Annotated in this window: 16 protein-coding genes; 10 read left to right on the plus strand and 6 right to left on the minus strand. The window is 73.2% G+C overall.

Going from position 1 to position 19,147, the window contains the following annotated elements:
* Positions 1 to 32 precede the first annotated feature (32 nt).
* The 3 genes from ABT034_RS25025 to ABT034_RS25035 are packed head-to-tail and all read right to left on the minus strand — an operon-like array spanning position 33 to position 2,739.
* On the minus strand, positions 33 to 800 hold the full coding sequence (locus tag ABT034_RS25025; protein WP_351218835.1) for an amino acid ABC transporter ATP-binding protein: 768 nt from the start codon (positions 798 to 800) through the stop codon (positions 33 to 35).
* Complete coding sequence (locus tag ABT034_RS25030; RefSeq protein WP_351218837.1) at positions 797 to 1,747, minus strand: amino acid ABC transporter permease; 951 nt, start codon at positions 1,745 to 1,747, stop codon at positions 797 to 799. The genes ABT034_RS25025 and ABT034_RS25030 overlap by 4 nt, the downstream gene beginning before the upstream one ends.
* A gap of 29 nt (positions 1,748 to 1,776) precedes the next feature.
* Positions 1,777 to 2,739: an ABC transporter substrate-binding protein gene (locus ABT034_RS25035; RefSeq protein WP_351218839.1), complete on the minus strand. Its 963-nt coding sequence runs from the start codon at positions 2,737 to 2,739 to the stop codon at positions 1,777 to 1,779.
* A 537-nt stretch (positions 2,740 to 3,276) separates the two neighbouring features.
* On the opposite strand from ABT034_RS25035, the gene ABT034_RS25040 reads away from it, so the two are divergent.
* The 3 genes from ABT034_RS25040 to ABT034_RS25050 all read left to right on the plus strand — a co-directional run bounded on the left by ABT034_RS25040 (position 3,277) and on the right by ABT034_RS25050 (position 7,174).
* The gene (locus tag ABT034_RS25040) at positions 3,277 to 4,488 is read left to right on the plus strand and encodes an NAD(P)-dependent malic enzyme (RefSeq protein WP_351218841.1); all 1,212 of its coding nucleotides are present in this window, start codon (positions 3,277 to 3,279) and stop codon (positions 4,486 to 4,488) included.
* 242 nt (positions 4,489 to 4,730) lie between these two features.
* Positions 4,731 to 5,696, plus strand: coding sequence for a zinc-binding dehydrogenase (locus ABT034_RS25045; protein WP_351218843.1), 966 nt, complete (start codon positions 4,731 to 4,733; stop codon positions 5,694 to 5,696).
* Between the two features lie 71 nt (positions 5,697 to 5,767).
* On the plus strand, positions 5,768 to 7,174 hold the full coding sequence (locus tag ABT034_RS25050; protein ID WP_351218845.1) for a cellulase family glycosylhydrolase: 1,407 nt from the start codon (positions 5,768 to 5,770) through the stop codon (positions 7,172 to 7,174).
* 77 nt (positions 7,175 to 7,251) lie between these two features.
* On the opposite strand, the gene ABT034_RS25055 is transcribed toward ABT034_RS25050, so the two are convergent.
* Both ABT034_RS25055 and ABT034_RS25060 read right to left on the minus strand, forming a co-directional pair.
* Positions 7,252 to 8,154 (minus strand): helix-turn-helix transcriptional regulator, encoded by a 903-nt coding sequence (locus ABT034_RS25055; protein WP_351218847.1) that lies wholly within the window; start codon positions 8,152 to 8,154, stop codon positions 7,252 to 7,254.
* Between the two features lies 1 nt (position 8,155).
* Positions 8,156 to 9,031 carry a DUF4097 family beta strand repeat-containing protein gene (locus ABT034_RS25060; RefSeq protein ID WP_351218849.1) on the minus strand — a complete coding sequence of 292 codons (876 nt, stop codon included), beginning with the start codon at positions 9,029 to 9,031 and terminating at the stop codon, positions 8,156 to 8,158.
* A gap of 160 nt (positions 9,032 to 9,191) precedes the next feature.
* Here ABT034_RS25060 and ABT034_RS25065 point away from each other — a divergent pair, with 160 nt between their 5' ends.
* Entirely contained in the window at positions 9,192 to 10,007 is an 816-nt protein-coding gene (locus ABT034_RS25065) for a hypothetical protein (RefSeq protein WP_351218851.1), read from the plus strand.
* 115 nt (positions 10,008 to 10,122) lie between these two features.
* Here the strand turns inward: ABT034_RS25065 and ABT034_RS25070 are convergent, their stop codons facing one another.
* Positions 10,123 to 10,308 (minus strand): DUF6104 family protein, encoded by a 186-nt coding sequence (locus ABT034_RS25070; protein ID WP_351218853.1) that lies wholly within the window; start codon positions 10,306 to 10,308, stop codon positions 10,123 to 10,125.
* A 95-nt stretch (positions 10,309 to 10,403) separates the two neighbouring features.
* On the opposite strand from ABT034_RS25070, the gene ABT034_RS25075 reads away from it, so the two are divergent.
* From ABT034_RS25075 to ABT034_RS25100, 6 genes are all read left to right on the plus strand, one after another.
* Entirely contained in the window at positions 10,404 to 10,868 is a 465-nt protein-coding gene (locus ABT034_RS25075) for a CU044_2847 family protein (RefSeq protein WP_351218855.1), read from the plus strand.
* Positions 10,865 to 12,919 carry a VMAP-C domain-containing protein gene (locus ABT034_RS25080; protein WP_351218857.1) on the plus strand — a complete coding sequence of 685 codons (2,055 nt, stop codon included), beginning with the start codon at positions 10,865 to 10,867 and terminating at the stop codon, positions 12,917 to 12,919. Before ABT034_RS25075 ends, ABT034_RS25080 begins: the two co-directional genes overlap by 4 nt.
* Positions 12,920 to 13,040: 121 nt before the next feature.
* Positions 13,041 to 14,057, plus strand: a complete 1,017-nt coding sequence (locus ABT034_RS25085; RefSeq protein WP_351218859.1) for an AAA family ATPase — start codon at positions 13,041 to 13,043, stop codon at positions 14,055 to 14,057.
* Between the two features lie 7 nt (positions 14,058 to 14,064).
* The gene (locus ABT034_RS25090) at positions 14,065 to 17,346 is read left to right on the plus strand and encodes an SAV_2336 N-terminal domain-related protein (RefSeq protein WP_351218861.1); all 3,282 of its coding nucleotides are present in this window, start codon (positions 14,065 to 14,067) and stop codon (positions 17,344 to 17,346) included.
* Between the two features lie 138 nt (positions 17,347 to 17,484).
* Positions 17,485 to 17,682, plus strand: a complete 198-nt coding sequence (locus tag ABT034_RS25095) for a hypothetical protein (RefSeq protein WP_351218863.1) — start codon at positions 17,485 to 17,487, stop codon at positions 17,680 to 17,682.
* 111 nt (positions 17,683 to 17,793) lie between these two features.
* Entirely contained in the window at positions 17,794 to 19,074 is a 1,281-nt protein-coding gene (locus ABT034_RS25100) for an HEXXH motif domain-containing protein (protein WP_351218865.1), read from the plus strand.
* Positions 19,075 to 19,147 lie beyond the last annotated feature (73 nt).

Consider the following 19,147-nt stretch of genomic DNA (forward strand, 5'->3'; position numbering starts at 1 on the left):
TCCCGTACCGCCCCTTCCTCACGTACCGCCGCCTACAGCACCTTCGACAGGAACGCCTTCGTCCGGTCGTGCTGCGGGTTGCCCAGGACGTCCCGCGGGTTGCCGGACTCGACCACCACGCCGCCGTCCATGAAGACCAGCGAGTCGCCGACCTCGCGGGCGAAGCCCATCTCGTGCGTGACGACGATCATCGTCATGCCCGATTCGGCGAGGTCCCGCATGACGTCGAGGACGTCACCCACCAGCTCCGGGTCGAGCGCCGAGGTCGGCTCGTCGAAGAGCATCAGCTTCGGTTCCATCGCCAGCGCGCGGGCGATGGCGACGCGCTGCTGCTGGCCGCCGGAGAGCTGGGACGGGTAGTTCCCCATCTTGTCCCCGAGGCCGACCCGGTCGAGCAGCCGCACGGCCCGCTCGTGCGCCACGGCCTTGGACTCGCCCTTCACCTGGATGGGCGCCTCCATGACGTTGCCGAGGGCCGTCATGTGCGGGAAGAGGTTGAAGCGCTGGAAGACCATGCCGATGTCACGGCGCTGGACCGCGACCTCGCTGTCCTTCAGCTCGTAGAGCTTGTCGCCCTTCTGCCGGTAGCCGACCAGCTGGCCGTCGACCGAAAGGCGGCCGCCGTCGATCCGCTCCAGGTGGTTGATGCACCGGAGGAAGGTCGACTTGCCGGAGCCGGACGGGCCGACGAGGCAGAAGACCTCGCCGTTCTGCACTTCGAGGTCGATGCCACGGAGGATGTGGGCGGCGCCGTACGACTTGTGGACGCCCTCCGCCTTGACCATGGGCTGGCCGGTCATGCCGATGCCTCCGGGGAGCGCTTGAACGTGGTCATGTTCGTCTTGATCCGCTGCCACGGGGTGGGCGGCAGGCTACGGAGCGAACCTCGGGCGAATCGGCGCTCCAGGTAGTACTGGCCGACGCTGAACACGCTGGTCAGCGCCAGGTACCAGATGGAGGCGACGAAGAGCATCTCCATCACGGCACCGGCGGTGTTGCCGATGTTCGAGGAGGCCCGGAGCAGCTCGGTGTACTGCACGGCCGAGACCAGCGACGAGGTCTTCAGCATGTTGATGAACTCGTTGCCCGTCGGCGGCACGATCACCCGCATGGCCTGCGGAAGGACGATGCGGCCCATGGTCTTCGTCTGGGACATGCCGAGCGCGTGCGCCGCCTCGGTCTGGCCCTCGTCGACCGACTGGATGCCCGCGCGGACGATCTCCGCCATGTAGGCGCCCTCGTTGAGGCCGAGACCGAGCAGCGCCACCATGAACGGCGTCATGACGTCCACGGTCTCGTTCTTGTAGATCGGCCCGAGGTCGATGTACTCGAAGATCAGCGACAGGTTGAACCAGACGAGCAGCTGCACGTAGACCGGTGTGCCGCGGAAGAACCAGATGTAGAGCCAGGCGACCGCACCCGTCACCGGGTTCTTGGAGAGCCGCATCACCGCGAAGACGACGCCGAGGACCAGGCCCAGGGCCATGGACGCGACGCTGATGATGATGGTGTTCCACAGGCCGCTGATGACCGAGGTGTCGAACACCTTGTCCCACACCGTGTCCCAGAGGATGTTGCCCTGGGAGAAGGCGTAGACGAGCCAGCCGAGCAGGGCGACGACCACGACGGCGCTGACGTAGCGCCCGTAGTGCCGCACGGGGATGGCCTTGATCGCCTCGTACGGGTTGCCCGAGGCGCCGGGCCCGGCCGGAGCGGCGGCCGGGTCCTTGCTGATCTTGTCAGTCACGACGACTGCCCTTCAGTGGAGCGGGGAGGTCACTTGCCGGCGTTGACGGTGGCCGACTTGACGGCGCTGTCCTCGACGTCCCACTTCTTCAGGGCCTCGGCGTAGGTGCCGTCCTTGATGATGGCGTCGAGCGCCTCCTTGACGGCGTCGCGGAGCTGGGTGTTCTCCTTCGAGACGCCGATGCCGAAGAGGCCGACGTCGCTCTGGCTGCCGACGACCTCGAAGTCGTTGCCGCCGCCCGAGGTCTTCGCGATGTACGCGGCCACCGGGTAGTCGTTCAGGTCGGCCACGGCGCCGCCGGCCTTGACGCGGGTCTGGGCCTCGGCGTCGCTGTCGAAGGCCTGGATCGTCAGCTTCTTCGCGCCGCACTTCGTGGCCTGGGCCTTGAAGGTGTCCTCGTAGATCGTGCCGCGCTGGACGGCGACGGTCTTGCCGCAGAGGTCGTCGAGGGAGTTGACGTTCTGCGGGTTGCCCTTCTTGACCAGGAGGGAGACGCCGGAGCTGAAGTAGTCGACGAAGTCGATGCCCTTGCCGATCTTCTTCCCGCTGTCGTCCAGGCCCTCCTGGCGCTTCTTGTTGTCGGTCATCGAGGACATGATCAGGTCCTGGCGGCCGGTGTAGATCGAGGTGATCAGGCCGTCGAAGGTGCCCGAGGTGAACTTGAACTCGACGCCGAGCTGCTTGCTCAGGGCCTGGGCGATGTCGGGGTCGACACCGACGATCTTGCCGTTTTCGGTGAACTCCATCGGAGCGTACGAGGCGTCGGTGCCGACCTTGATGACACCGGCCTTCTGGATGTCGGCGGGCAGCTTCGAGAAGAGCGGGGCCGCGTTGGCGGAGCCGCCGTCCTTCGTCGGGGTCGCGGAACCGCCCTCGGTCTGGTCACCGCAGGCGGTCAGCAGCACGGAGCCGACGACCGCGGCGGCGGCGACCGCGGCAAGACGGGACGTGCGGGTCTTGGCGGTCGTACAGCGCGTGGAGCGTGCGGTCATGATCGGGTTCCTCCGGCGTGTGAGGGAGTTGCCAGCAGGCACGTACATCTCTTCGAGTGTCGTGACCTCGTGTGATTACGGCATCTTGCCATTCGGACCGCCCCAAACCGACGGCCTCGGATGTCAAAATCGGGTAACGGGTGACGGCCGAATGCCGACAGGCCGGTACATCAGGGCCGGATCTTCTCCTGGATCCCTTCCCCGCCACCGAAGAATCTTCTGTTGATCTCGCCATTCGGACGATCCGAAAACCGCCAATCGGGTGGGGGAAGCATCTATCGGGACATCGGGTGACGTGTCGTTCTCCGTCCCCGTCCGGATGCGCTCGGTATGAGTCGCGTCACCGAGCGGATATGGACTCGTCTGCGGTGCCGTCCGTCCGGTAAGAAGGATCCTTACACCCCTCATCCGGGGCTCAGGGCGCGTTGTGCGGCGCGCCCGAGCGGCTGCCAGACACGGCGGCCGCGGTGCCTCCCCACCCCTCCTCAACCAGGAGTGGCCACCCTCAAATGAAGCAGACTTAAGGGGTTCAACCCAATGGCAGCGGAGATCGTCAATCCTCGCAACGACAGTGGTACGGAAGGAGCTCCGGAGGAGCTCTTCGATCCTGTCTTCGCCCTCCACAGGGGCGGCAAGATGGCCATCCAGGCCACCGTCCCCCTGCGGGACAAGGACGACCTGTCCCTCGCGTACACGCCCGGCGTCGCCAAGGTGTGCACCGCGATCGCCGAGCAGCCCGAGCTGGTCAACGACTACACCTGGAAGTCCCAGGTCGTCGCGGTCGTGACCGACGGTACGGCAGTGCTCGGCCTCGGCGACATCGGCCCGGAGGCCTCCCTCCCGGTCATGGAGGGGAAGGCCATCCTCTTCAAGCAGTTCGGCGGCGTGGACGCGGTCCCGATCGCCCTCGCCACCACCGACACCGACGAGATCGTCGAGACCGTCGTCCGGCTCGCCCCGTCCTTCGGCGGAGTGAACCTGGAGGACATCTCGGCGCCGCGGTGCTTCGAGATCGAGCGCAAGCTCCAGGAGCGCCTCGACATCCCCGTCTTCCACGACGACCAGCACGGCACCGCCATCGTCACCCTCGCCGCCCTCCGCAACGCGGCGAAGCTGACCGGCCGGGGCCTCGGCGAGCTGCGCGCGGTCATCTCCGGCGCCGGCGCGGCCGGAGTCGCCATCGCCAAGTTCCTCCTGGAGGCGGGCCTCGGAGACGTGGCCGTCGCCGACCGCAAGGGCATCGTCAGCCGCGACCGTGAGGACCTCACGGACGTCAAGCGCGAGATCGCGGAGCTCACCAACAAGGCCGGCCTCACCGGCTCCCTGGAGAGCGCCCTCGCCGGCGCGGACGTCTTCATCGGCGTCTCGGGCGGTACGGTCCCCGAGGCGGCCGTCGCCTCCATGGCCCCGAACGCGTTCGTGTTCGCCATGGCCAACCCGAACCCCGAGGTCCACCCCGACGTCGCGCACAAGTACGCGGCCGTCGTGGCGACCGGCCGTTCGGACTACCCGAACCAGATCAACAACGTCCTCGCGTTCCCCGGCATCTTCGCCGGCGCGCTCCAGGTCCGGGCCTCCCGGATCACCGAGGGCATGAAGATCGCCGCGGCCAACGCGATCGCGGACGTCGTCACCGACCAGCTCGCCGCCGACTGCGTCATCCCGTCGCCGTTCGACGAGCGGGTCGCCCCGGCCGTCGCGGCCGCGGTCGCCGCCGCCGCCCGCGCCGAGGGCGTCGCCCGCCGCTGACGCGCGCGGACGGCGGTGTGCCCGGTGCGCGGGCACGCGCCTGGTGCTGTGCCTTGTGCGGGTACGGCGCCTGGTGGTGTCCTCGCGTCGGTACGTCTGCCGGTACGTCGAAGGGCCCTGTTCCGTACGTCGGGACGGGGCCCTTTCGTGTGGGGCGGGGCGGTGGGGGCGGGCTCCGGGCGACATGGGTCACACCGGGGCGTGGTTCCCCTCGCCGTCCGCGGCGCCCTAGGGTCGGGGCCATGTTCGCTGCCTACGCTGCCCGAATCGACCGCGACCAGCCGCTGAACGGCCTCGAATTGGGCGAACGCCCCGAACCCGAGGCGCGGCCGGGCTGGACCACCGTCACCGTCAAGGCCGCCTCGCTCAACCACCACGACCTGTGGTCGCTGCGCGGGGTCGGGCTGCCCGAGGAGAAGCTGCCGATGATCCTCGGCTGCGACGCCGCCGGCATCGACGAGGACGGCAACGAGGTCGTCCTGCACTCCGTGATCGGCCAGACGGGCCACGGCGTCGGTCCGGACGAGCCCCGGTCCATCCTCACCGAGCGCTACCAGGGCACCTTCGCCGAGCGGGTGACCGTGCCCCGCTGGAACGTGCTGCCCAAGCCGAAGGAGCTGTCCTTCGAGGAGGCCGCCTGCCTGCCCACCGCCTGGCTGACGGCGTACCGCATGCTCTTCACCAACGCCGGGGTACGGCCCGGGGACTCGGTGCTCGTCCAGGGCGCGGGAGGCGGTGTCGCCACCGCCGCGATCGTCCTCGGCAAGGCCGCGGGCCTGCGGGTCTTCGCCACCAGCCGCGACGAGGCCAAGCGCAAGCGGGCCGTCGAGCTGGGCGCCGTCGAGGCGTACGAGCCGGGCGCGCGGCTTCCGCAGCGGGTGGACGCGGTCATCGAGACCGTCGGCGCCGCCACCTGGTCCCACTCGGTCAAGTCGCTGCGGCCGGGCGGCACGCTCGTCATCTCGGGCGCCACGAGCGGTGACCGGCCCGCGCACGCCGAGCTGACCCGGATCTTCTTCCTGGAGCTGAAGGTCGTCGGCTCCACCATGGGCTCCAAGGACGAGCTGGAGGACCTGCTGTCCTTCTGCGCGGCCACGGGCGTCCGGCCGGTCGTCGACGAGATCCTGCCGCTCGACCGGGCCCGGGAGGGCTTCGAGAAGATGGCCTCCGGCGAGCTCTTCGGAAAGATCGTCCTGAAGACATCCTGAAGTCCTCGTGACAACCCCTTGATGACTCGTCAGTAGTACTGATGGGATCTCCGGCACGCGAAACATGAGCGATGTTCACCTCGTCGTGCCGGAGGTCCTCCTTGTTGCGAACCACCCTTGCCGTGGGCGCCGTCGTCGCCGCGCTGCTCGCCCCGACCGGCGCCGCCCACGCCGAGAGCCCCGGCGGTGACCGGATACCCGCCCTCACCGACGAGCACGGCCGCGCCCTCACCCTGCGCGGCTGGAACGTCGAGGACAAGGCGAACCGCGGCGACGCCGCCCTCTCCGCGATCACCGAGCGGCACTTCCGCGACATGCGGGCCAAGGGCTTCAACTTCGCCCGCCTCCTGGTCTTCTGGGACGATCTGGAGCCCCGGCCCGGCCAGTACAGCCAGGGTTATCTGCGGAAGATCGAACGGATCCTGGACTGGGCCGAGAAGCACGACGTCAAGGTCCTGATCGACGCCCACCAGGACGTCTTCGGGCCCGCGTTCGGCCACAGGGGCGTGCCCGCGTGGGCCACCAGGACCGACGGGCTGCCCTTCACCCCGCACCCGGACGACTGGTTCTCCGAGTACTTCGAACCCGCCGTCCAGCGCGCCTTCACCCACCTCTACGAGGACGAGGACCTCCGGCGCGCCCAGGCCCGCATGTGGCGGCTGCTCGCCGACCGCTTCGAGGACCACCCGGCCGTCATCGGCTACGACCTGATCAACGAGCCGATGGGTGAGGTGCGGGAGGGCGAGGACCTGGCGACGGCGGCCCGGCGCATCGAACGGGACCAGCTCACCCCGATGTACAACCGCCTCGCGGACGCGGTCCGTTCCGTCGACCCGTCCACCTGGGTCTTCGTCGAGCCGACCCCGATCGTGGGCGAGGGCGTGCCCACCGGCCTCGGTCGCATCGACGACCCGAAGATCGTCTACGCGCCGCACTTCTACAACACCGGCATGGAGGCGGGCGCCGACTACGACCCCGCCGCCCGCTGGATCGAGACCTACGAGCAGGCCGTCACCCAGTACCCCCAGGAGTACAAGGTGCCCGTCGTCGTGGGGGAGTGGGGGCCGCTCAACAACTCCCTTCCGCTCATGAACCGCTTCTACCGCGAGGCCATGGCCTCCCTGGGCCGCTACGGCTCGGGCTGGGCGGGTTACGTCTGGTGCTACGGCGGCGGCTACTGCGCCGTGGACGGCGCCGGGGCCTTCCGTACGAACAAGGAGCTGACCGCGGAGCCGTACGCCGAGGCCGTCGCCGGGACGGTCCGCTCCGCCGTGTACGACGCGGGGACCGGGACCTATCGCCTGTCGTACGACTCCGCCGGGCGGCGCGGCCCCCGGGCCACCGAGCTCTCCCTGCCGCCCGGCACCTGGCGGGTGACGGCCGGGACCGGGGCGCTCGTGCTCCGCACGTCCCCGGGCAGGGCCCTGGTCCTCGCGGCCCCTGGCACCCGGGTGACGGTGACGGCCACCCGAGGCTGAGGCCCAGCGCCTGCGGTCATGCGGAGCGGCGCGGGGCTCGGCAGCCCCGTGACGCCGACCGCCGCCGCCCCTCCGGCTCACGCCGAGGGGCGGCGCGACCCCAGCAGGCCGGTGATTCTGATGGCCGCCGTGGACAGCTGGTCGCGGGCCTCGGCCAGCTGGTCCCGGCTCACCCCGTGGTCCCGGGCCGCGTCCCGGATCTCGTCGCGGAAGCGGTCGAGGAGCCGGTCGAGGTCACGGGCCGGGTCGCCCGAGCCGTCCGTGTCCCGCGCCCACTCCGGCACCTCGCCGACCGGGGCCGTCGTGAACGGCGGCTCCTGACCGGCGGCCTTCGGGTGGGTCGTGCCCGTCACGAGGTCGCCGAGCTGGGCCGTGATGCCGGAGAGACCCTCCCAGACGCCCTTGGGCCAGTCGCCCCGCGAGAAGCGGTCCTGGACCTCCTCCTGCACCTGCTGGGCGATCCGCTGGAACTCCTTCGCCTGGTGGCGGGCGGACTTCGCCTCGGCGCGGGCCTGGCGGGCCTGCTCCTTCCACTCCTGCCCGACCCGGCGCAGCTCCTCCTTGGCGTCGGCGAACGAGGTGGACTCCGCCGTCCGGGTCCGGCCCGCCGCCGCGCGCATCTCGCTGCGCACCCGGCCGGCCGCGCCGCGCACGTCGTCGCGGATCTCCGCCGCGAGCTCCGACACCGATTCGCGGATCTCCCGCTCCAGGTCGTCCAGTTCGGCGCCGCGCCCGGCCAGCTCGGCGCGGCCGGCGTCGGTGATCGAGTAGACCTTCCGGCCTCCCTCGCTCGCGTGGGTGACGAGGCCCTCGGCCTCCAGCTTGGCGAGGCGCGGGTAGACCGTGCCCGCGGAGGGCGCGTAGAGCCCCTGGAAGCGCTCCTCCAGGAGGCGGATCACCTCGTAGCCGTGGCGCGGGGCCTCGTCGAGCAGCTTGAGCAGATAGAGACGGAGGCGGCCGTGCGCGAAGACGGGCGGCATGTCAGAGCACCTTTCCGGTCGCGGAGGGGGTGGGGGAGGAGGGGGAGTCGGTGTCGCCGTCCGGCTCGGGGCGCCGGAGCAGGGCGATGGAGCCGGAGACGGTCGTCGCCTTGAGGGTGCCCCGGCCTGAACCGAGGGTGCCGGTGACGGACTTGGTGCCCCACTGGCCCCCGACCCGCAGGTCGTCGAAGGCGGTCGCCAGGGAGCCGCTCGTGGTGCTCGCCTCGACCCGGGCGTCCCCGGAGTGCGGGAGTCGGATGGCGACCTCGCCGGAGACGCTGGCGAGCCGGATGTCGGCCGGCGGCCCGTCGAGGTCGGCCGGGTCCAGGTCGATGACCATGTCGCCGCTGACCGTCTCCGCCTTCACTGAGGCGCCCGCGCCCTCGATCACCGTCACGTCCCCGGTCACCGAGTTGACCCGGAGGGCGCCGGTGACCGACTGGGCCTCCAGGTTGCCCGAGACGCTCTCGGCGCGGACCGGGCCGGAGAGGCCGAGGAGGGTCGTGTCGCCGGTGACGCCGCGCACCTCCGTACGCCCTCTGATGCCGGTGACGACGGCCTCGGCGCCGACCACTCCCACCTCGACGTCGACGCCCGCGGGGACGGCGACGGAGACGACGGCCCGGCGCCGGTACTCCTTGCGGTCGAGCCACTTGAGGATGCTCTTCCACTGCAGGTCCTCGTAGCTCACGGTCAGGGTGGAGCCGTCCTGCGACACGATCAGCGGCGGGCCCTCGATCTCCGAGATCTCCACGCGGGCGGAACTCTCGTCCGTCCCCACCACGTTCACCGTGCCGTTGACGATGCGGACCTGGAGGCGGGTCACGGGGTCGGCCGGTGCCAGCTTCGTCGGCTCGGTGACGGACCACTCTGTCATGGTGCTGACCTCCCGTTTCGGCAACGCAACATATCGCGTATCTCGCTAGACACGATATATCGCGCCAAAGGGAAGTCAACCCTGACTCTCCCCTGACCGGCCCCCTGACAGGGTGCGTAATCACCAACGAATGCGGACAAACTGCCCTAGCGTGGGGGCCATGAACGCGACATCCGGACCGAGCCCCGCCGGCGCGCTGCTGCTCTGCCGCGCCGATCCCCCCGCGGTCCGCCCGTCCGCCCAGCTGCTCGGGGAACAGCTCCTCCTCGCCCCGGCGGGCGACGGCTGGAGCGTGGTCGTCCCGGAGGGGAAGCCCTGGCTCCACGGCGGCGAGGCCGTCGAACAGGTCGTCACCGGCTGGGCCACCGCCCTCGCCGTGTCGGCCGCGACCTGGCCCGTCGTCGCGTTCTGGTGGGACCGGGACAGGGCCGGGCTCACGCTCGCCGCCGGCTTCCGCCGTACGGTCGGCTACACCTGGCTCGCGGACGGCACACCCGTCGGCGAGGACGAGGCCATGCGCACCTTCGCCGCCCGGCTCGCCCTCGACCCCGTTCTCGACGTACAGGCCCTGGAGCCGCTCATGGCGCCCGACCGGGACGCCGACGCCCCCAGCCGGCTCCTCGGCGTCATCGCCGTCCTCGGCCGCACCGGGCTCACCCTGCCGACCGGCCTCCGCCCCGGCGAGAGCCCCGACCGGCTCCGCTCCGCCGCCCTGGCCCACGGCGCCGAGCAGCTCGAAGAGTCCGGCGGGCGAAGCGTCGTACGCGCCGAACTCGACGCGGTGGAGGCCGGCCCCCTCGGGCCGTACCTGCGCGGCCCCAAGGCGCGCGTACTCGGCGGCGCGCAGCTCGCGGCGGGACTGCCGCTGCTGCTCTGGGGCTGCGGCCGGCGCAGCGGCGGCTGGGCGACGGCCGGGGCGCTGCTCGTCGCGCACGGAACACTCGGACTCGCCTACGACCGGCTACGGGAGGCGTGACCCGGGACGGACCGGGCGGGAGGCGCGTACGGGGGCGAAGGGCGCGCGTACGGGGGGCGGGGACGCGCGCGGGAGGCCTGACCCTCGCACGCGCGTGCGGCCCGGCTTCCCGCTCCTACTCGTCCTCGTCCTCGTCGTCGTCCAGACGCGCGAGCCAGGTCGCGAGGCGCTCGACCGGCACCTCGAAGTCGGGGTTGAGGTCGACGAACGTGCGCAGCTGCTCGGCGAGCCACTCGAAGGTGACCTCCTCCTCGCCTCGCCGCTTCGCCAGTTCCTCGATGCCACGGTCGGTGAAGTACATGCGCTCAGGATAGGCCGTACCTCTCCCGTCCCCTGTCGCCCGTCAGTCCCACCGACTAGCCTTCCCCATCATCGTTTCGGGGAGCGGGGGGCGCTGTGGCACACGGGATCGCTCGAATTCGGCTGGACGACGGGACGCCTGTGTGGGCCCGGGTCGGCGACGTGCAGGAACTCGGCGGGGGAGGCGGGTTCCAGGACACCGGCGTCAGGGACCGCGTGGTCTCGATGGCCGGAGGGCTCACCGACGTCGTGCGCGGCGTGGTCGGCTCGCTGCGCGCCGGACTCGACCCGCAGGGGCCGGTGGAGGTCGCCGTCAGCTTCGGCATCGAACTGTCGGCGCAGTCCGGGAAGGTGATCGGGGTCCTCGCGGACGGCTCGGGCACGGCCTCCGTGAACGTCTCCCTCACCTGGACCGAACCGGGCCCGGCACCCGCGGACGAGAGCCCCGCACCCGCGGACGAGAGCGCCGGAAGCAACCCGGCCGCCCGCCCCGAACCGGCCCCGGACGCCCACCCCGCCCCGGTCCCACGCGCGCGTCCGGCGGCCGACGGGACCGCATGAGCGCCATGAGCGCCCTCGACGCTCTCGTGCGCCCCGCACTCGTACGCATCGCGGCTCCCGGCTGCGGGTATGACCCGCACGGCGACCGGTACTGGGGCACCGGCTTCTTCATCGCCCCCGGCTGGGTGCTGACCTGCGCCCATGTCGTGGCCGAGGGGGGAAGCGCGGTGTGGAGGAGCGAGCCGGCCGTCGGCATCACCTGGGAGGACGGCACGACCACCCGGGAGACCACCGGCACCGTCGTGCTCGCCCTGCCGCGCCCCGACCGGCCCGACGACCCGCCGGACCGGTGGGCCTTCCCCGACCTCGCGCTCGTTCGGGTCCCCGGCGCGCAGAAGGCGTCCTGCGTGCGCCTCAGCGAGCGCCCGCCCGTGCCCCCGACCCCCGTCGGACTGCACGGCTGGTCCCGTGAGACCGGCGAGCTCGGCATCCGGCACGTCCACGGCACCCTGATCGGAAGCGACGGGAAGGCCCTCATCACCGACTGGGTCATGCCCGTCGCGGGCTGCTCGGGCGGGCCCGTCGTCGACCACCAGCAGAACGCCGTCGTCGGCCTCAACAAGGGCCGCGGGCGCGACGGCGGCGCGGTCGTCCCCGTCACCGCCCTGCGCGGGCTCCACGACCTCCCCGGCGGCGAGGCCATGGGCGAGGCGCTGCGCGCCCACGACCGGTACCACCTGGCCCGCTACAGCCTGCTCGACGACCGGCCCGACTGGACCCGGGCCCAGCGGAAACTGTCCGGCGCCGAGGGGGTCAGCCCCGGCCACCGCACCCAGCTGTACGGGCACTTCGCCGAACTCCCCGCGCCCACCGCACCCGGCGAGATCATGGACCTGATCGACCAGGTGAAGGCCTGGATCAGGGACGACGACCTGCCGGACGCCCTGGAGGACGACCCGCGCACCTGGAGCGAGGGCGCCGGACTCCTGCGCGGCCTGCGGGCGCCCCGCAGGGACGGCGTCCGCGACCTCGACCTGGACGCGGTGCTCCTGTACGCGGCCCATGTCGCCCGGCACGTCGGCGCGAGGTACGGCGACCGGGCCGACACCACGGCGCTCACCCGCTGGATCGTCGACAAGTCGGGCGACGCCGACCGGCACCTGCGGCGCGAGATCGACCGGCTCATCGGCCCGGGCAGGCAGGGTCCCCTCTCCGTACGGGAACCCCGCGCGCGTGCCGACGTCCTCCTGGAGATCGACACCCCCCGCTGGGGCCAGCACTACCCGTGGCGGGTCAAGCTCCTCCTCGACGGACACACCGTCAGCCCGCTCCACTGCGACGACCGGGGCGTCGAGCGGGCCCGCCTCAAGGAGACCCTGCGCGCACCGCTCGCGGACGCCCTGCGGCGCGGCGACAGCGGACCGCACCTGGCCGCCGTGGAGGCGGTGCTGCCGCGCGAGCTCTTCGACCTGCCCCTCGACACCTGGCGGCTCGAAGCCCCGCTCGGCCCCGAGGAGGCCTGGGCGACCACCCTCGGCCAGCGCCGCATCGTCGTCATCCGCGACGCCCGCCGCCACGACCGGGAACCGGCCCCCGAATGGCGCGAGCGCTGGGAGGCGGGGGAGCGCGGCCCGCTCCGCGCCACCCCGCTGCGCGCCGAGGTGCCGGGCGCCGGCCCGGACGCCCACACCGCGCGCGTGCGCCGGGAGACCTGGGCGGAGACGTACGACCGGCTCCGCGACTCCGAGCCCGGCACCGTCCCCGTCTACTGCGGCCATGTGGGCAGCGGCGACGGGCTCATGGCGATGAACGCGGCCCTCGCCGCGGGCCATCCGCTCGCGCTCTGGCGGACCGGCGCCCACGACCACACCGACTGCGCGGAGTTCCACGAGCGCGCCGACCAGCTGCTCACCACCGCCCTCACCGCCTGGGGCGTACGCGGACCCGTCCGCTCCCTGCGCACCCGCGCGACGGACCGGGCGGCCGGACCCGAGGCGCGGGCCGCGCACGCGTGGGCCGAGACCGTCGCGGTCCTGCTCGACCCGCCCGACCGGCCCCCGCACGGCGGGCGCCTGGAGGCCCCACCCCTGCTCGGGGAGGGGGAGCAGTGACCGGAGCGGCCACCGGGACGACACTCTCGCGATCCGTCCGGTTACGGCATCGGCAGGCCCCGGCCCCGGGCGGTACCTTCGACGGGCCCGGCATCGACACCACAGCCAGGAGGAGTCCATCGTGAACGATTGGCGGATCTACCGTGGTGCCGGTCTTCCGCACGACGAGATACAGCGGCTGCCCGCCCCGCCGCCCTGGCGCGACTTCTCGTCGGGCAGCCCGGACGACACCCTGGCCGGGTCCGACCGGCGCCTCGGCGTCAAACGCAGACTCGTCCAGAACCACCACCCCCGGCCCGCGGAGACGGACGCGGTCAACGCCGCCCTGTACCTGCGGCGTCCGCTCCTCGTCACCGGCAACCCCGGCACCGGCAAGTCGACCCTCGCCCACGCCGTCGCCCACGAACTACGCCTCGGGCGGGTGCTCCGCTGGCCGATCGTCAGCCGCACCACCCTTCAGGACGGCCTCTACCGGTACGACGCCATCGGCAGGCTCCAGGACGTCCAGCTGGAGCGCGCCCAGACCGGATCGCCCGGCTCCGCCGCCGCGGCCCCGGCCGGCATCGGCTCGTACATCAGGCTCGGACCGCTCGGCACCGCGCTGCTCCCCTCCGAGCAGCCCCGGGTGCTGCTCATCGACGAGCTCGACAAGAGCGACCTCGACCTGCCGAACGACCTCCTGAACGCCCTGGAGGAGGGCGAGTTCGCCATTCCGGAGCTGGAGCGGCTCGCCGACCGCGAGCCCGTCGTCGAGGTGCTCAGCGACGACGGCCGCAAGGTGGCGGTGCTCGGCGGCCGGATCCGCTGCACCACCTTCCCGTTCATCGTGCTCACCTCCAACGGCGAACGGGACTTCCCCGCCGCCCTGTTGCGCCGCTGCATCCGCCTGGAACTCGAACCGCCCGGCGAGGAGCAGCTCCGCGCCATGATCGAGGCCCACCTCGGGACCGACGCGGCCGGAGGGGAGGGGGAGCAGGGCCTCGTCCAGCGGTTCCTCAACCGCGAGCCCGGCGAGGTGATCGCCACCGACCAGCTCCTCAACGCCCTCTATCTGACCCAGCACGCGTCCCGCGCCGAACGGGTCACCAGGGAACGCATCGCCGACATGCTCATGCAACCGCTCGATCAGCCGAGGTGACGGTCGGATGCACCGGATGCATCTGGAGGAACTCACCCGCAGACTGCGGGCCGGTGGCCAGGACCCCACCGCCGAGGACATCGCGGACGCCCTCTGGCTGGCCCGGTGGCTTCCCGGCCCCGTCCCGCGCGAGCAGGACGGGCCGGGAAGCCCGGACACCGGCCCGCCGGAGGAGACGGCCGAGGACGCCTCCGACGGTCCGCGCCGCGCCGCCGGACACCGGGACCCGACCCGCACGGGCGGGACCGGGGCCGTAACCGAGGGCCGGGGAACGGAAGGGGCGGCAGGGACGGAAGGGGCCGCGGGCCGGCCGGCCGGGTCCGGCGTCCGCGAGTCCGTCTCCCTGCACATGGCGACCGGACTGCCCGGAGCCGGCGGCGGCGCACGGCGTACGGAGCGGGGCGCGACGCTGCCCGTCCGCGCCCCCGGCGCCAACGCCCTGCCCGGACTCCTGGGCCTCCAGAAGGCCTTACGCCCCCTGCGCGACTACGCCCTCGCCCCGCACCGCCCCGGCGAGGGCACCCTCGACGAGGAGGCCACGGCCGAACGCAGCGCCGCCGCCGGCATCCTCACCCCCGTCCTGCGGCCCACCGCCGGACGCCGTCCCGACATCCAGCTCCTCATGGACACCGGACCCGCCATGGTCGTCTGGAGCCGGATGGTCGAGGAACTCCGCCAGGCCTGCCAGCAGTCCGGTGCCTTCCGGGACGTCCAGGTGCACCGCCTGTACGACACCGGCGAAGGCCCCCCGCTCGTCACCACCACTTCCGGCGCCGACGGCAGGCCCCGGCTGCGCCCCGTCGACCAGCTCCACGACCCCGCCGGCCGCCGGTTCACCCTGGTCGTCAGCGACTGCGTCGGACCCCTCTGGCAGCGCGGCGCCGCCCAGCGCTTCCTGAGCCGGTGGCCCCGCCGCTCCCCGCTCGCCCTCGTCCAGCCCCTGCCGCCGCGCCTCTGGCCCCGTACCGGACTCCCCGCCGAACCCGGCACCTTCCAGCGGTCCGCGACCCCCGGCGGCCACACGGTCTTCCGCTCCGACGACGAACCCTGGGGACCCCGGGCCCCCGGCCGCCGGGCCGTCCCCGTGCTCACCCCGACGCCCGAGGCCTTCGCCTCCTGGACCCGGCTCCACACCGGGCACGGCGGCAACGCCGTACGCGGCTGGGCCGCCTGGCTCACGCCCGAACCGCCCGAACGGCCCGCCCCGCCCGCCCCGCCCGCACCGGTCGAGCAAGTAGAGCCGTCCGCACCGGTCGAGCCGCGCGCGGCCAGAACCCCCCGCGCCCCCCGGAGCGACGAGGACCTCCTGCGTGCCTTCCGGGCCGGCGCCTCACCCGGCGCGCTCCGGCTCGCCGTCCATCTCGCGGCGGCCCCGCTGACCCTGCCCGTCATGCAGCTCGTCCAGCGCGCCATGCTGCCCGACACCGGGCCCATGGAGCTGGCCGAGGTCCTGCTCAGCGGCCTCCTGCGACGGCTGCCGGGACCCACCCCGTACCCCTGCTTCAGCTATCCGCCCGGCATCCAGCAGCACTTCCTCGGCTCGCTCGACCCCAGCGCCGCCGCCCTCGTCCTCAAGCACTGCTCCGCGTACGTGGAGCGCAATTTCGGCCAGGGCATGCGCAACTTCCCCGCGCTCGCCGCCGCCCGCCTCGCGGGAGCGGAGCCGGAGACCGGGAGCGGGACCGTCCCGGACCCGGAGCGATGGACCGGACGGCACCCCGCGACCGGAACCGGCCACGCCGGCCTCCCGGGCGAGACCACCCGCAGCACCCACGACACCGACGAGACCGACGAGCCCCTCGGGCCGGACGGCGCCGAGACCGAACTCTTCGCCCGTATCCCCGCGCGCGTACTCCGCTTCTACCACCCCGACCTCATCACCCCCGACCCGCTCACCGAAGCCCGCCGCCTCCTCGCGCAGGGCCGGGGCCAGTCCGACCCCGCCCTCCTCGCGGGCGCCCGCGAACGCGCCGAGGCGGCGCTCCCCGCCGAACCGGTCGAGGCCAGGATCGTCCTCGCCCGCGCCCTGTACGCCGAGGCGGGCACCGCCGCCGCCCGGCGTACGGGCCGCCGCCCGGAACTCCTCGGCGAGGCCGCCGACACGCTCGTACGCGCCGGGGAACTCGCCCCTCCCGGCGACGAGGCCTGGGCCGAGGCCCGGCTCGAACTCGCCGTCGTCCACCACGCGCTGTGGCGCGACACCGAGGAGACCGGCCACCTCGACGCGGCCCTCACCGCACTCGCCGAGGACGCCGACCGCTGGCCTGAAACCGCCCGCCACACCCTCCACCTGCGCCGCGGCCGCCTGCTCCTCGCCCGAGGCGACGGCGACGCGGCCGCCGGGGAGCTCACCGCCGCCCTCACCCTCCACGAGAGCGCCCCCGCCCTCCTCGACCTCGCCGACGCCCTCCGCCTCGCCGAGGCCGAACCCGGCCGCATCGGCCCCGTACTCGACCGCGTCGAACCCCTCCTCGGCGACGGCCGCGCCCTCCGGCTGCGGTTCACCACCGCGCGCGCCCGGTTGTACGACACGGCGGGCGACGGGGCCGCCGCCGACGCCGCGTACGAGGAGGCGACCCTGCTCGCCCCCGCCGACAGCGCCCAGCGCGGCCCGCTCCTGCTCACCTGGGGCGGATCGCTGCTTCGGCGGGCGGCGGCCGGCACCGGCACGGCCCCCGTCGACCGGGCCGAGGGCGTCCTGCGCGAGGCCCTCACCCGGCTGCCCGCGGGGGCGCCCGAGCGGCCCAGGGCGCGGACCCTGATCGGCAGCGTCCTCGCGCTCCGCTTCCACCGCGCCGGTTTCCTGCCCGACCTCTTCGAGAGCCGCCACCTGCTCGAACAGGCGCTCCGGGGCACCGGCGACCCGGCGGAGCGCGCCGAGGTGTGGCTGCAACTGGGCCGGGTCCGGCTCGAACTGGCCGAGACGGCACGGGACGGGGTGATCGGCGACGCGCTCACCGCCTACCGCAACGCCGGGGAGGAATCCCGTACCGCCCACGGCGACACCCCGGGCACGGTCACCGGCGCCCGCGCGTCGCACGCCCAGGGGGCCGTCCTGTGGCTCATGGGCCGACCGGGCGGGGCCAGAACCGCGCTGCTCGCCGCGGCCGAGCAGTGGCGGCGGCTCACCGGGCGGCTCGTGGAGGTGGACTGGGCGGACGTTGAGCGGACCAGAGCCCTGCTGCGGGAGGTGGAGAGCGCGGCGGAAACCGGTCACGGCAGGCTCTCCGCGGAGGAGCGGCGCAGGATCACACCACCCTGGTGGACCTGGAGCGGGACCACCGGATGAGCTTCTCTTCGACCGGCCGGATAACGGGGGCGTGAATGGGCGCAGTTGAATCGAATGGGTTTCCGGTCTCCCGGGGTCGGGAAGAACCGCTGCGCCGCTACGACCGTGGGGGACAGCGTCGGTGAGGAGGAGCCGAGAGTGTTCGAGCGTACGGAGTGGGCGACCGGTGTCGGCCGGCGAGCCGGCCGGTCTCCGCGTCTGCCCGATCTCGCGGCCGTTGACCTGCGGACCTTGCGCGTCATGGACGACGCCGTCGTCGGCGCGGCGGTCGAGAGAGTGCTGCGCGACCCCTCGGATCTTGTCGTCTCCTGGCCCGAGGACGCCTTCGTCGACTGACGTACGAGCGGCCCGCGCCGCCCGCCCGACGCCACCCCGCCCCCGGACCGGCCGCTCGGTTCCAGCCGTATCCCGCCGCCGGAAGCCCGTGGCGCGTTCCGGGAGTCGGGAGTGATCGCCGCGCCGCCGCGGCCCGCGGCCTTCGCGGCACTCGCGGCCACCCGGCCCGCCCCGGCCGGCGCGTCCTTCCTGCGGTCCGGGGTGCACGCCCGGCGGCTGCTGCTGCTCAAGGCCCTCCTCGTGCGGGTGCGGCGCCACCGCGACGAGGTCGCCCCCGAGACCCTCCGCGGCTTCGGGACCGCCTGGCGTCTCCTGGAGCGGACCGAGCGCGGTGCCCCCGGCGCGGTCCGCGCCGTCCTCGACTACCCGACCACCGGGGCATGGCTCGCCGCCGCCCTCACCGAGCCCGTGGGCCCCGCCCTCGACCGGCATCTGACCCGCCTGGAACTGGTCGCCGCCACCGCCGCCCTCCGGGCCGGCCGGCCGCTCGACCTCGTCGTCCAGGCTCCCGCCGGCGTGCTCTCGCTCCCGGGCGCCGGGAGCGTCCTGGTGGCCCCAGGACCGGTCCGGCTCACCTCCCGCTCCCAGGTCGTACGGGTCCACTCCGACGGCGCCCGAGGGGCCCCGGCGGCGCTCCTCCGGCTCGTCGACGGCCGCACCGGCGCCGTGACCGGCAGCGGCCCCGGCTGGCGCGGCCTGCGCGGACTGCCCGGCGGAGCCGCCCGCCTGGAGGACCTGGACCCGTACCGGGTGCCGCCGGGCGGCGTCGGCACCCCGGCCCGGGTCGCCGCCGAGCGGCCCGACATCGACCACGCCGCCTGGTCCGGCCACTGGCGGACCGCCCGGGAGCTGCTGCGCCGGACCGACCGGGAGCGGGCGGCCGAGGTGGGCCGGACGGTCGGCGCGCTCGTACCCCTGCGCCCGCAGGGCCCGCGGTCCGTCGGCGCCACCCTCAGCGTCGCCCCCGGCGCCGTCCTGATGACACCGTCGGCCGGGGCCTTCGACATGGCCGAGACACTCGTCCACGAGGTGCACCACAGCAAGCTCTCCACGCTCCACGAGCTCGTCCCGCTCTACCGCCCCGGCGCCGCCGCCGCGCTGTACCGGGTCGGCTGGCGCACCGACGCGCGTCCGGTCGCAGGCGTCTTCCAAGGGGCGTACGCCCACCTGGCGTTGGCCGATCTGTGGCGGAAGGCGATGGATGCCCCGGGTGTGCCGGGCCCGTGGAGCGCGCGGGCCGGGCAGCAGTTCGACCATGTCCACGATCAGGTGGGTGAAGCCTTGGCGATGCTGCTTGAATCCGATGAACTGACCAATGAGGGCCGGGAGTTCGCCCGGCAAATGAGGCAGCTCCATGCGAGCCTCGGCGCGAGCCCCCGGGCCGGTGCGTAACACTGTGCCCACGGCACATGACACTGCGTTGCACATGACACTGCGTTGCGCGTGAGCGGGACGGGAGACGTAC

The organism is Streptomyces sp. NPDC002773 (assembly GCF_040295605.1).
In the GTDB taxonomy this organism is placed as follows: domain Bacteria; phylum Actinomycetota; class Actinomycetes; order Streptomycetales; family Streptomycetaceae; genus Streptomyces.

What these genes read in the sequence shown, in the direction of transcription:
- ABT034_RS25025 (WP_351218835.1), bottom strand. Translation starts at nt 800, where the DNA reads ATGACCGGCCAGCCCATGGTCAAGGCGGAGGGCGTCCACAAGTCGTAC.
- ABT034_RS25035 (WP_351218839.1), bottom strand. Translation starts at nt 2,739, where the DNA reads ATGACCGCACGCTCCACGCGCTGTACGACCGCCAAGACCCGCACGTCC.
- ABT034_RS25040 (WP_351218841.1), top strand. Translation starts at nt 3,277, where the DNA reads ATGGCAGCGGAGATCGTCAATCCTCGCAACGACAGTGGTACGGAAGGA.
- ABT034_RS25045 (WP_351218843.1), top strand. Translation starts at nt 4,731, where the DNA reads ATGTTCGCTGCCTACGCTGCCCGAATCGACCGCGACCAGCCGCTGAAC.
- ABT034_RS25050 (WP_351218845.1), top strand. Translation starts at nt 5,768, where the DNA reads ATGTTCACCTCGTCGTGCCGGAGGTCCTCCTTGTTGCGAACCACCCTT.
- ABT034_RS25055 (WP_351218847.1), bottom strand. Translation starts at nt 8,154, where the DNA reads ATGCCGCCCGTCTTCGCGCACGGCCGCCTCCGTCTCTATCTGCTCAAG.
- ABT034_RS25060 (WP_351218849.1), bottom strand. Translation starts at nt 9,031, where the DNA reads ATGACAGAGTGGTCCGTCACCGAGCCGACGAAGCTGGCACCGGCCGAC.
- ABT034_RS25065 (WP_351218851.1), top strand. Translation starts at nt 9,192, where the DNA reads ATGAACGCGACATCCGGACCGAGCCCCGCCGGCGCGCTGCTGCTCTGC.
- ABT034_RS25070 (WP_351218853.1), bottom strand. Translation starts at nt 10,308, where the DNA reads ATGTACTTCACCGACCGTGGCATCGAGGAACTGGCGAAGCGGCGAGGC.
- ABT034_RS25080 (WP_351218857.1), top strand. Translation starts at nt 10,865, where the DNA reads ATGAGCGCCATGAGCGCCCTCGACGCTCTCGTGCGCCCCGCACTCGTA.
- ABT034_RS25090 (WP_351218861.1), top strand. Translation starts at nt 14,065, where the DNA reads ATGCACCGGATGCATCTGGAGGAACTCACCCGCAGACTGCGGGCCGGT.